The organism is Prevotella brunnea, from assembly GCF_008016795.1.
GTDB classification, from domain to species: domain Bacteria; phylum Bacteroidota; class Bacteroidia; order Bacteroidales; family Bacteroidaceae; genus Prevotella; species Prevotella brunnea.
Genome location: NZ_SDIK01000057.1, coordinates 24,031 through 37,479 on the forward strand (window position 1 = coordinate 24,031; position 13,449 = coordinate 37,479).

Annotated in this window: 10 protein-coding genes and 2 pseudogenes; 9 read left to right on the forward strand and 3 right to left on the reverse strand. The window is 35.4% G+C overall.

Going from position 1 to position 13,449, the window contains the following annotated elements; all coding sequences use genetic code 11:
• Window positions 1–5: 5 nt before the first annotated feature.
• The 6 genes and pseudogenes from ETF27_RS08115 to ETF27_RS08135 all read left to right on the forward strand — a co-directional run bounded on the left by ETF27_RS08115 (window position 6) and on the right by ETF27_RS08135 (window position 7,606).
• Window positions 6–2,630: an SLBB domain-containing protein gene (locus ETF27_RS08115; protein WP_147785698.1), complete on the forward strand. Its 2,625-nt coding sequence runs from the start codon at window positions 6–8 to the stop codon at window positions 2,628–2,630.
• Between the two features lie 26 nt (window positions 2,631–2,656).
• Complete coding sequence (locus ETF27_RS08120) at window positions 2,657–4,009, forward strand: lipopolysaccharide biosynthesis protein (RefSeq protein ID WP_147785699.1); 1,353 nt, start codon at window positions 2,657–2,659, stop codon at window positions 4,007–4,009.
• A 3-nt stretch (window positions 4,010–4,012) separates the two neighbouring features.
• Window positions 4,013–4,402, forward strand: a pseudogene (locus ETF27_RS11740) (glycosyltransferase); the annotation flags it as partial.
• A gap of 681 nt (window positions 4,403–5,083) precedes the next feature.
• Window positions 5,084–5,230 (forward strand): annotated as a pseudogene (locus ETF27_RS11745) (DapH/DapD/GlmU-related protein); the annotation flags it as partial.
• A gap of 93 nt (window positions 5,231–5,323) precedes the next feature.
• Entirely contained in the window at window positions 5,324–6,421 is a 1,098-nt protein-coding gene (locus ETF27_RS08130; RefSeq protein WP_240048160.1) for a GumC domain-containing protein, read from the forward strand.
• Between the two features lie 33 nt (window positions 6,422–6,454).
• Complete coding sequence (locus ETF27_RS08135) at window positions 6,455–7,606, forward strand: EpsG family protein (protein WP_025876167.1); 1,152 nt, start codon at window positions 6,455–6,457, stop codon at window positions 7,604–7,606.
• A 146-nt stretch (window positions 7,607–7,752) separates the two neighbouring features.
• Here ETF27_RS08135 and ETF27_RS08140 read toward each other — a convergent pair whose 3' ends face one another.
• Complete coding sequence (locus tag ETF27_RS08140; protein ID WP_147785701.1) at window positions 7,753–8,820, reverse strand: glycosyltransferase family 4 protein; 1,068 nt, start codon at window positions 8,818–8,820, stop codon at window positions 7,753–7,755.
• Between the two features lie 119 nt (window positions 8,821–8,939).
• Here ETF27_RS08140 and ETF27_RS08145 point away from each other — a divergent pair, with 119 nt between their 5' ends.
• Together ETF27_RS08145 and ETF27_RS08150 are read left to right on the forward strand one after the other, a co-directional pair.
• Window positions 8,940–9,794, forward strand: coding sequence for a glycosyltransferase family protein (locus tag ETF27_RS08145; RefSeq protein WP_147785702.1), 855 nt, complete (start codon window positions 8,940–8,942; stop codon window positions 9,792–9,794).
• A 4-nt stretch (window positions 9,795–9,798) separates the two neighbouring features.
• A complete protein-coding gene (locus ETF27_RS08150; RefSeq protein ID WP_025876173.1) occupies window positions 9,799–10,500 on the forward strand; it encodes a glycosyltransferase family 2 protein in 702 nt (233 codons plus the stop codon).
• A 108-nt stretch (window positions 10,501–10,608) separates the two neighbouring features.
• On the opposite strand, the gene ETF27_RS08155 is transcribed toward ETF27_RS08150, so the two are convergent.
• Window positions 10,609–12,363, reverse strand: coding sequence for a DUF4838 domain-containing protein (locus ETF27_RS08155; RefSeq protein ID WP_147785703.1), 1,755 nt, complete (start codon window positions 12,361–12,363; stop codon window positions 10,609–10,611).
• The gene (locus tag ETF27_RS08160; protein WP_130830696.1) at window positions 12,360–13,115 is read right to left on the reverse strand and encodes a glycosyltransferase family 2 protein; all 756 of its coding nucleotides are present in this window, start codon (window positions 13,113–13,115) and stop codon (window positions 12,360–12,362) included. The genes ETF27_RS08155 and ETF27_RS08160 overlap by 4 nt, the downstream gene beginning before the upstream one ends.
• Window positions 13,116–13,317: 202 nt before the next feature.
• Here ETF27_RS08160 and ETF27_RS08165 point away from each other — a divergent pair.
• Window positions 13,318–13,449: DUF4372 domain-containing protein (locus tag ETF27_RS08165; RefSeq protein ID WP_147785704.1), on the forward strand; the 132-nt coding region annotated here is incomplete at its 3' end.

Here is a 13,449-nt window from a genome sequence, read left to right on the forward strand (position 1 = left end):
TTGAAATGAAAAAATACATACTGCTGTGTTTAATGACCGTGTTCGGTCTGCTTACAATTCACGCGCAATCCTCCATGACCGACAGTCAGGTGATGGAATTCGTTGTGAAAGAACAGGGAAAAGGAACGTCGCAAGCCCAGATTGTGACCAAACTAATGCAAAACGGGGTGAACATCTCTCAAATAAGACGAGTGAGGAGCACCTACGAGAAAATGAAAAAAAACAATTCCTCGCTGGGTTCGACAAACACTAAGGACAACGACAGAAGCAGAAAGAACAATGGGCAAAGAAAACCGGGCGTCAGCAAACAGCAAATAGCAGATGAGACTAAGGAAAAATACAACGAGGAGGAAGAAGAAGCTGACAGATACTCGAATAATCGGATCAGCGCGAAACGACAAGACGCCAACACATACGATGAAGAAGATGGCGAGTTTCTGATGATGCAGGACGAGCTGGACAGTTGGATGCCACAGGACACAGCTACCATGTATAAGAACCTCCTGAAAAAAATGACGAAGAAAAAGAAAGAGGTCTGGGGCAAGGATATTTTCAACAATCGTAACCTCTCATTCGAACCAAACATGAACATGGCGCTACCGGCAAACTACCGATTGGGACCCGGAGATGCTGTGTTCATAGATATCTATGGGGCTTCGCAAAAATCCTATCAAACCACTGTCGCACCAGATGGTATCATCACCATAGATGGATTTGGTCCCATTCAGGTAAGCGGATTATCGGTTCAACAAGCGAACAACAGGATTCGCCAAAAATTGGGAAAACGATACAGCAGTTCCAAGATTAGACTCTCCGTGGGACAAACCCACACCATTTTGGTAAATGTTGTCGGCGAGGTGAAGACTCCGGGAACTTACACTCTGTCGGCATTCGCAACGGTCTTCAACGCACTCTACATGGCAGGCGGAATAAACGATTTGGGAACTCTTCGCAATATTAAGGTATATAGAAGGGGAAGACTCATCAGCACCGTCGATGTTTACGAATTCCTGCGAAAAGGAAAACTTATAGGCAATGTCCGATTGACCGACAACGATGTCATCGTGGTGGGGGCATACGACAAGCTCGTGAACATCAGCGGAAAAGTGAAACGACCAATGTATTACGAGATGAAGCGAAACGAAAGCCTCGGCGCGCTCATCAACTATGCCGGCGGATTTTCAGGAGATGCTTACACAAAATCGGTAAGAGTAAGAAGAAAAACAGGAAGGAAATACTCTATATATAATGTAAACGAATTTGAACTGAACAAATTTACGCTTGCCGATGAAGACTCAGTGAGTGTAGATTCCGTCATTCCACGCTACGAGAACATGGTAGAGATAAAAGGGGCAGTGTTCCGTCCCGGAATGTATGAGGTGGGAGGACAGATCAACAGCGTAAAGTCGCTGGTAGAGGCAGCCGAAGGACTTACAGAGGTAGCATTCGCACCACACGCCGTCATGCACCGCATGAAAGCAGACCGGACACTGGAAGCAATCTCGGTAGATATCGATGGAATCTTGTTGGGAAAGATTGCCGACATACCACTACAGAATGAAGACGTGCTCTTTGTTCCAACACGCACCGATGTTCAGGAAGAACAGACAATTTCCATTCATGGGGAAGTACAATTTCCCGGAACATACAAATATGCCGACAACGAAACACTTGAAGACTTTATTCTTCAGGCAGGAGGATTGAAACAAACAGCTTCCACTGTCAGAGTAGATGTCTCCAGACGAATAGTAAACCCGGAAGCCTTGACCTCCGACTCCATCATTGCGCACAGCTATTCTTTCGCACTAAAAGATGGATTTGTCATCGATGGAGAACAAGGCTTCACACTCGCCCCCTTCGATGAAGTCTTCGTACGCAAAAGTCCCGGTACCACAAAACAACAAAACGTAACCATTGAAGGAGAAGTTTTGTTCGCGGGCAACTATGCGCTCACAGGACACAACACTCGTTTGAGCGACATCTTCAAAGCAGCCGGCGGAGCAACTAACCTCGCTTACATACAAGGAGCCAGATTGGAACGCAAGCCGACCGAAGTAGAACGAATGCGCATGGAGGCCGCATACAAAATGCAAATGGAGCAAGAAAGCAAAAACATGATGGACTTAGCCGCGAAAAGCTCGAATGCAGCCGGTATCATCCAAGCATCGCAACAAACACAGGCATCGCGCATGAAAAAATTCCAAATCCCACAAACCTATCCCGTAGGTATAGAATTGGACAAAGCCATACAATCACCCGGAAGTGATGCCGACCTGATTCTTCGAGAGGGCGATCGCATCATCGTGCCCCAATACAACGGAACCGTAAGAATCAATGGAGCCGTGATGTATCCTAATGCCGTAAGCTATCGAGAGGGCAAAAACGTAGCTTACTACATTGATCAAGCCGGTGGTTTCTCGTCCGATGCAAAAAAGAGTCGCACCTACATCATGTATATGAACGGCACCCTCGCGAAAGTGGGACATAACGCGAAAGTACGTCCCGGATGCGAGATTATCGTTCCAACAAAATCACGCGCCAAGATGAGTTTGGCTGAACTGATGACTATCGGCTCCAGTGCCGCAAGTATGGCAGCGGTGATCGCCACTATCGCAAATATTTTGAAATAACAAAAAAGTCATTGGGAAATTTCAGAATGATAATCAACAAGTGTATAAATCAATTTATAAGTACAGATGGCAGAAGTAAAATGCTCAAAAGCAACATCTTATATTCTGCTATCTTAAAAGTTATTGGATTAATAACCTCGCTCCTTGTTGTAACAATCACGCTGAACTATCTTAATTCTGAACTTTATGGAGTTTGGCTGACAATAACCTCTATCTTATATTGGTTTTCATTCTTTGATATAGGATTAGGAAATGGCATGCGCAACTATCTTACCGAAGCCGTTTCAAAAGGCAATTATAAAGAAGCCCAATCCTATTTAAGTACAACAATTATAGCATTGACAATAATAGCAAGTATCATTGCGATTGTAGGATTTATTTTATTAAAGCTATTAAATCTTAATAGTGTTTTTAACACAAATACGATAAGCAATACAGAACTACAAAACGTATTATTCGTTGCAATCGGATTTACCCTTATTTTATTTGTACTCAAGAATATTGGTTATGTTTTTGTAGCTCTGCAAAAATATGCTTTGTGGGATTTCATAAATACTTTGGGAAATATAATAGGGTTATTAATTATTTTTTTATTAACGAAGTTTACAAACGGAAAATTAATCTATGTTGTATTTGCATTCACTTGTACGCCTGCAATAATTTATATCCTCGCAGCAATACCAATCTTCAGCAAGTACCCAGAGTTTCGTCCTACAATTCAATCATTTAGAAAAGATTTTTTATCAACTATAGTAGGCAAAGGATTAGGATTCTTTTTAATTCAAATAACAAGCTGCTTGGTTATTTATGGAAGCTCAAACCTTTTTATCACCCAATTTTGCGGACCAGAATCAGTAACAACTTACAATATAGCCTATAAATTTTTTAATTTACTTGCTATCGGATATTTAGTCTTTATTTCTCCAATGTGGAATGCCTACACCGATGCGTATGTAAAACAAGACTTCAATTGGATAGAAAAAGCATTTAAATCAGCACTAAAGATTTGGTTGTTCACAGAATTTGCAGGAATTATTATGCTGATAGTTTCACAATACTTTTACCTTTTTTGGGTAGGCAAAGCGGTTCATGTACCTTTTATGGTATCACTGTCTGTTTTCCTATATATTTCTTTTTTTAATCTTAATAATTGTGTAACCTATTTGCTAAATGGATTAAATAAGATTTATATTCAAATAATTACTTCCATAACTGCAACATTCATTTATTTAACAATAATGTTTGTTTGGGGGAAAAATATGAATATACAAGAAATTGTATTCTATATGTCAGCAGCCTATGGGGCAATGACAGCAATACATTTTTACCAATGCAGGAAATTAATAAACCAAAAGGCAACAGGAATTTGGAATAAATAAAAAATGGCAAATAAAGTTAGCGTCATAACTGTCGTTTTCAATGATGTTGCTCACATCAGAGAAACTATTGAAAGTTATCTCTCACAAACATGGGAGGATAAGGAATATATTGTCATTGACGGTGGAAGCACAGACGGAACCTTGAATGTTATCAAAGAATATGCTGATAAAATAAATTATTGGATTTCTGAAAAGGACAATGGTATGTATGATGCCATGAATAAAGGCATTCTTCATTCAACGGGAGATTGGATTAATATACTTAACAGTGGGGACACTTTTGCCAGTCCAACAGCCATAGAATGTGCCTTAAAAAGCATTGATTTAAATAAAATAGACATTATTTACGGAGATAGCATAGAGATTGACAAAGGAAGCAAAAGAATTATAACAACTCCGAACACTCCTAAATTATTGGAATTTTATCCCATTTACAGGCATGGTTCATCATTCGTAAGGAGCAATGTCCACAAAAAATATCTTTACGACATAAATCGCAAAAAAGATCTAGGATTTGCGTTAGATTGGCACATGATATTTTCAGTATATAAAGCAGGATATAAATTTCAAAAAACAAAAACTATCATACAAACTTACGAAAGAGAAGGAATATCAAACAAGCCTTTTCAAAGTTTAATTTATAATTATAAAATAACCTCACAAGGAAAATTTAGTTACAAGAAAGCATTATTCTTCATCAAATCACTGATTTTATTTTCCTTCAAACAAAGTTCATTGTATAAGTGGATTTACGCTTTTGCAATGGAATATGTTGTAAACGACATTCTTCCCCATATTCCTTTTTGGAATATTCGCAAGAAGTACTTACAAGCTGTAAGAATGCAGATTGGCAAACAATCGTTTATCATGAAAAAATGCTATATAAATAATGCAAATAAAATTATCATAGGTGATTATTCGCATATAAATCGCAATTGCCTTTTGGATGGACGAGGAGGCATCACAATAGGAAACAATGTTTCCATTTCGCATAATGTACAAATTATGACAGGCAGTCATGACGTTAATAGCAAAACTTTTGATGCCTCGTATCTTCCTATCCTGATTAACGATTTTGCATGGATTGGTATAGGTGCAACTATTTTGCAAGGAATTGAAATTGGAGAGGGAGCAGTTGTCTGTGCTAATGCAGTCGTCACTAAGGATGTAGCCCCTTACACTATTGTTGGTGGAGTTCCTGCAAAACAAATTGGAAATAGAAATAAGGATTTAGACTATCATTGCATTTGGGAGTCCCCTTTTACATAAAACCCATATAGAAAACCAGAATTATAAAGAAAGAATGATAAAGATATGAAAAATAATGAGAAATCAAATGAATTTGATATTATTTTAGCGATGAAGCAAATATTAAGAAGAAAATATCTACTGGTTTCCTTCTTAACCGTTTTCTCAGTTTTGGGTATTGTCATTGCATTAAATAGTCCGAAGGAATATACAGCCGAATCCATTTTAGCCCCTGAAATACAAGGTACAGGCTTGTCAGGAAGCCTTTCTGATATGGCCGCAAATTTTGGTTTGGATTTAGACACAAAAAAATCTGTGGACGCTATATACCCTGAATTGTATCCAATAGTGGTGGGCTCAAATGATTTTATCAGAAATTTATTTGACATAAAAGTTAGAACAACAAAAAGTGATTCAGTAACAACTTATTTTAACCACTTAAAGTATCAAACCAAAGTTCCATTTTGGCAAACATGGAAACTAAAGTTGATACATGCATTAATAAAGAAAAATGACACAGCAAATTTAGTTGGCAACGTTGACAAATTTCAAATGCCTAAAAAAGAATTTGAAACTTGTGAAGGCATTAGAAACAATATTGCTTGTTTGGTTGATAACAAAACAAGCATCATTACTATAACCTGCACGGATCAAGATCCACTGGTGGCAGCCATTTTAGTGGATACTGTCCAAAATCGTCTTCAGGAGTATATCAACAAATATAAGACAAAAAAGAATAAAAATGATGTCTTTTATTATAACAAATTAAAGAATGAGGCACTCAATAATTATAAGACAGCTCAAAAGAAATACGCAAAATTTGCTGATGCCAACATTGATTTATCATTGCAAAGCCTACAATCAAAACAGGAAGAATTAGAAAACGATATGCAATTGAAATACAACACATATACCCAAATGACAGCTCAATACCAAGCATCATTGGCAAAATTACAAGAATCAACTCCAGCATACACCATACTTCAGCGTCCCATTATGCCTTATAAGGCGTCAAGTACCCCACGTTTCGTCATTGTTTTGTTATTTGTTACTATAGGATTTTTCTTAGACGCAGTATGGGTTTTACTTATTTCTCCAAATCGAAGAAGGTTAGAGAATAACCAAGAGCAAGACAAAAGCGAAGATAAGAATCAGGAGGAATAACAAGCCTGATAATCTTATTGATAAAAAGCAAAGATGATATTTCCAATTCCATACCTCGTTGAAGTTGCCATCTTAGAAATTTGTGCCTGTATTTGTGCAGCACCAAGTGCGACAGAAACTAATCGAAAATATAGCATATTTGTCGCAATTACAACTTTCTTTGTATTCTTTGCATTTAGAGGATTCATTTTCAGTGATTGGATTATTTATTATCAATATTTTTATCATTGCGAATGGAGCGATATTTTCAAGTATAAGATTGGTTCCGTAGTATCCTTTGAACCCGGATTTACCATTTTAAACCTTTTATGCAAAAATATCGCCAATAATTACTTTTTCTTCCAAGCTGTTATTTGTTTTATTAATTTAATTCTACTTTTAAACTTCTTCAAACAACGCACCAACAATATTCCTTTAGGATTAACCCTTTATTTTGTATTTGGAGGGGTAGAAATAAGTACCAATTTACTTAGAAATTCTATTTCAATAATGCTCTTCTTAAATGCTTTACCATATCTTAAAAACAGAAAAATCATTCCTTATTTTTCATTGTGCCTCTTGGGAGCTTCTTTCCACTCATCGGCATTAATATATTTACCGCTTTATTTCTTCTTCCACAAGAAGTTGAATAAATGGATTTTTTTAGTAGTCGTTATAATATGCAATCTCATTTTCCTGCTCAAAATTTCAGTTGTATTGAGCGTTGTAAACATCATAGGATTGGATCAACAATTTGCTGAAAAATTAAAAGCCTATACAGAACTTTTCAATAAGGCCACTCCACTCTCTATAGGTTATATTGAAAGATTGTTTACCAGCATATTGGTTTTCACCTATTATAAGAAAATACAAAGTGAAGAATTTACGAAAGATGGCGCAATTATTATCAATGCTTTTTTGGCTTACCTCATTGCTTTCTTTTTCTTCAGTGAATTTGATACATTAAGTAAGCGAATCGGCATGCTCTTTATTTTCTCTTATTGGATTATATGGAAATCCCTTATGGATTGTTTCAATAATCACAATAACAGAGAACTCTTTAAAGCCTTTGTCTATTTTTATTGTCTCATCAAGATATGGTCAATGACCCAACTCCCAAGCATGGAATACGATAACATCTTATTTGGTCATAAATCTTATCAAGAAAGATTAATGATTTTCAATAGAACTTTTAAAGAACCGTAACAATTTGAAACCATAAAAGAAGTACGGATAGTATCTTTGCTTATAAGTTCGTTGTATAATATCTAAACCATTCCTAAATGTAGGTTCTGTTCTTTATGGTAGATACTTAGAGTAGCCAATTCGTTTTCAAAGAACAATAATACATCTTAATCAGCTAAAGACTGATAAACTTTTAGGTGTTCATTGGCACATCGCTCCCAAGAAAACTTCTTCAGGCGTTCAGTTCCCCTTTGCCTCAAAGTTTCTTTTAAAGCATCATCTTCTATAACTTTCATAATTTGCGAAAACATTTCATCTACTGAATCAGCGGCAAAATATAATCCAGCGTCAGCAGCAATTTCAGGAAAACAACTTGCTGTTGATAAAACAACAGGACAATTACAACTCCATGATTCTAAAATAGGCATTCCAAAGCCTTCGTAAAAGCTAGGGAAAACAAAAGCTATCGCATCTCTATATAATCTAACCATGTCTGCCTCGTCACAGCAGATTGCTTTCATATTATCTTCGATCCCCAAAGACTTAAACTTTGAATACTCTTTGTTTGAAAAACATGATGACGTGCAAACGACTTGAATATCTGGGAATGTACTGATTACTAAAGAACATGCTTTTACAAAATTATCAAAATTCTTATAGAATGTTCGCCTTCCGACATACAAAATATAAGGACGTTCTACTATTCTTTCGTGATTGAGTTTTGACAAATCTGGTATTTCAATCCCATGATAAATCACCGAAACCTTAGCCTCATCTACCTTAAAAAGCTGCAATAAATCTTTTTTAGTATTCTCACTTACAACAATAACGGAATCAGCACGTTCGAGCGATACCCTCTGCCGCTCTACTAGTTCGGGATGTGGATCAATAGTTGATAGGTTAGCATCATGATAAGTTGTTACCATAGGTTTACTACCTATTTTATCTAAACAATATGTTCCAAAATTGGTTTGATGAAAGATATCATAACATTTCTTTTTTATCATGAAATTACTATATGGTCTGTTTAAATATTCTTGCAAGACCGTCTGCCCCCTAAAATATTTTTTAAGAGTAAATGGCATTAACTTTTCAGCCCGTACGTATTCATTACTTGTTAATAGCGTTGTCGTATCCCAGCACTCACGAGGTAGATACTTTAGTAGCATTGTAAAATATTTAGATGCGCCACCATAAACATAGCTAAAGATTTGATGGTCAAAAAGTACTTTCATATATTATATTCCACTATCGACAAAAATAACTAACCACGCAGTTGCAAAGATAAAACTTTTAATTGGAAATCTCAAAATAATGATTAACTTTGCAGTTGTTTATCAACAATATATTCAAAATGTCATCAACAGATAACATCGCAATTGCATTTGTAATCTTCAATCCTGAAGAAAACGAGTTGATACATATTCAAAGAATTGCCAATATTTATAAAGGAAGTATAGTTGATAACTCTTCACAAAGCAACTTTTCGGGTAATACAGTCGGGAAAATGAGCTATATAAGCCTCCATAAGAACACAGGCATTGCCAAAGCGCAAAACATAGCAATAAAAAGCATTCTTTTAGATCACACCATAGAACATATCATCTTCTTTGACCAAGATAGCTGTTTTGGAGAAAATTATCCAAAACAAATACTCAACGAGTTTGTACAAATAAAAAAAACTTATCCGAATTTAGCCATATTAGGTCCCACTATCATCAATAAAGACAACAAAAAAGAATACAAATCCATCATCCACAAAGATATAAAAGGAGACAACGGATTTATTTTTAAAAAAGAAATAATATCTTCAGGCTCATGTGTTTGCATAAAAACCTTCTATGATGTGGGCTTCTTTGAAGAAAAATTATTTATTGATTTTGTAGATTGTGAGTGGTGTTTCAGAGCCATTTCCAAAGGATACCTATGTGGAATTACCTCACATTTGAAAATTGAACATCAAGTAGGCAAAAACCAGAAAAACATAGGAGGCCACACTATAATATTTTCTGCTCCGCCAAGATATTATTATCAATATCGAAACTTTTTAATATTATTGACAAGAAACTACACTCCACTTGCCTTCAAATTAGGAAAAGGAACTAAATTTTTATTACGTCTTATCTATTTCCCATTCATCAAAGGTGGCTTCCAAAGATGGAAATATATGTGGAAAGGTATATTTGCATGGTTTAAATTAAAACTTTAGGACTATGATTTCAGTATGCATTGCAACTTATAATGGTGAGAAATATATAGAAGAGCAAATTGCCTCTATACTTCCACAACTAAAAGAAAATGATGAAATTATTATTTCAGACGATTATTCCACAGATAATACTATCCAAGTACTGACCAAAATAAATAGCGAAAAGATAAAAATTTTCAAAAACCAAGGCGAAAAAGGTTATACAAGCAACTTTGAAAATGCCATAAAACAGGCTAAAGGCAATTATATATTTCTTTGCGACCAAGACGATGTATGGTTACCTAACAAAATAGAAGTGTGCATGCAATATCTGTTGAAATACGACATGGTGATTTCCGATGCAATAGTGGTAGATCACAATATGAATACGATAGAACCATCGTTTTTTGCAATCAGAAATACAAAACATGGATTTATAAATAATCTCATTAAATTCAGCTACTTAGGTTGTTGTCTTTCATTTAGAAAAGAACTTTTAAAAAAAATTCTCCCCTTTCCACCCAATCATACATTATGCACTCATGATAATTGGATTTCAATAGTTGCATTAGCCTTCTACAAAGTGAAAGTTTTGAATATACCTTTAATAAAATACAGAAGACATTCTAATAATACATCTTCAGGAGGCATAAAAAAAACCACCACCTTATTCTTTAAAATCAAATATAGATGTTATTTAATCTATTTCCTCTTAAAAAAAATATAATATCAAAAAACTACAAACAACATTTCAATAAGTATGCCTACGTACTAGGATATGAAAACACCTGTAAAAAATATCGAGGACGATTATGCAGGCAATTAAGAATATCAGTCATATCGGTTCTGGCGATTTAATAAATTGTTCAGCTGTTTCGTTTTCACTTACATTCATACCTGTAGCCTTGAGAAAAGCTTTTAATTCTGTCAGACTTCCGTCTTTAACCGATTTCCATAGATCGCGTTTAACTGATAAATATAGTATTTGAGCATAAAGTTCTTCCACACGAAACAACAATGTTTCGTCGTCTTTAACACTTTCTTTTGCTTTCTTAAGAATATGTCTTCCGGCTTTTATAAAGTCTTTTGTGTAAATGTCGCTATCATAGTGGGTATCAAACATAAGATGTTTTCCCTCATCCTTGAGAAGGTTGGCAGTGAGGTCGTAATACTCACGCACATACGGTGCAGCTGCTCCATAAAAATCGGTTATAAATGTAGTTATCAAATTGTCAAGGTTAGCATTGGGATTCCACAATAATTTAGAAAACACCCATTGCTTCAATTCATAAAATTCACCTCCATAATTTTGATATTGACCTTGGTGCATTACACCCATAACATTATTTTTCTTGAAAGTTTTTAAGTTTTCAGACACTGCATATATATTGGGAAAAGGTGCAAGGTATTGAAAAAATCCAGTTGCATAGTCCCAAATATAAATATTATCGGTTAATTTCTTCCATTGTTTCAAATCATTGAGAAACAAACGATTATGTCCTTGTTCGTATGCTATCGGGTGTCCGAAACAACATTCAACATCGCATAAACGGATAACAACATTCCCTCTCGGTGTAATATGCTTGGGAGGTGTTTGCGTTTTATGGTAAGCAAACGTTCCTATCTTTACATTAGGATATGTTTTTTTTACTTCATCAGCAACTTGATTAATTGCCCAAATCAATATTCCTGAATAGCCTCCATATTTCTGCATCAATATTTGACAGTTATCACACTCGCAAAACATGTCATTGTCTTTCTGTGAAACACTATAACACCAATGACCAGGATTTTCCATTATCATTTTCAAGGTTTCTCTTTTCAACAACTCTATAACTTCCTTGTTAGATAAGCATAATTGCCCCTCTTTGTTTCGCTCTCCATTTATTAAAGCAAAATATTCTGGGTGTGTTGAAAACATTTCCTGCATTACCATGTTTTGCATTGTATGAATACCCCAATAAGATGTTAAACCGCCATATTTATTTTTAATATTCAACCCCATAGTTGTATTCAACTTATTATGCGCGTTCCAATCATGATTGATGCGCGATGTGTAAAAGAATACATGGCGATATTTAAAAGCTGGCTTTTCAATAACACTGAGCATTGAAGGCAATGTCCATTGTGTTAACTTTGGAATTTTTACATAATCTTTTGTGTACCAATGAATGCCCAATTGGTCTTCTAAAAAAGAGAAAACACCATACATAGTTCCCAACTGCTTTCCTCCAAAAATATATAAATCCTCTCCAATAGTTTTATAAACAAATCCTTCGTTAGAATCAGAGGGTTGCTTTATCCCTAATTTCCTTAATTCTTTGTTATATCCTATGTAGATATGTTTTTTATTAGTCTGCTCTTTGGGATTGATTGGAAGCATTACTCCATTCATCTTCTGTATATAAGCTTGCATTTCCATTGCTGACGTATATTCAGAAGAACCCTTAGGAGCATTACAAATGATAATATAATCAGACTTGCCATCTTTAAAAAGATAGTTGTCAGCCAATAAAGACAAGGGAAACAGTGTCAAAAATAAGGCGGTCAATAGTCTTAATTCTTTGATATTCAATAGATGCAATATCATAATTTAAATTCAAAAACTTTGTATATATATTTCAACAAAACAAACAAAGGGTGGGTGTATATACCGTTTGATTTACAAGCTCTTGTGTCTTCCTTCAACAATAGGAAATGACTCCCTACCCCATTTGTACTTGCTCCCCCCATGCGCATCGTAACAACGTCTTTATGAATATACTTATAGCTTATGTGATGCTTTTTGAATAATCGCACCATCATTTCAAAATCTGACCCTATTTTATAATCTAAACTATAAAAACCAGCCCTTTGGTAAACCTCACGACGAAGATAAAAAGAGGGGTGAGCAGGCATAAATCCAAAACGCAACAACGAAGGACGAAATATTTTTGATGAGTAATAGCGTGCTACCTTGTTAGGTTCACCTTCGCGAATAAAGTGTACATCTCCAAAGACAGCTTCAACGTCAGACTCCTTAAACGCCTTAACATAAGTAGAGAGCACATCGCTACTCGTAAAATAATCATCTGAATTGAGAATACCAATCACATCACCTGTAGCTTTCATTATCCCTTTATTCATCGCATCATAAATACCCTTGTCTTTTTCAGAAAACCAGATCATCCTTCCCCCGAACCGCATTGCGTTATTACGGATTATCTTTATTGTGTTGTCAGTAGACTGACCGTCTATTATTATATACTCATAGTCAGCATAGTCTTGATTAAATACGGAATTAATTGTATCTAAAATAGTATCTTCACTATTATAGGTGACAGTGATTATTGAAAACTTCATGGAATGAATGGTGTACGTTTTAATTAATAACACATATACATAAGGATTTATTTTATTAGCACGTAATATTTTTGAAATGTATCCTTTAATAATTATTACTGTCCACTAAACATCCCACATTTTTTATGAATTAGGGCTGACACTTCTCACGAGGTATCAGCCCTTTTTGTTATCTTTGCTTTTGTTTCCAAACTCAGATAACATGGGCAAAAGTACACATTTCTTCGGACAGCCGGTATATGGTCAGCTGATAAAATCTCTCGACCATGATAAAATAGTTGAAATAAGCCGTCGGAACGGCGGTGAGCGGTATGTGAAGACCTTTGATGGCTTA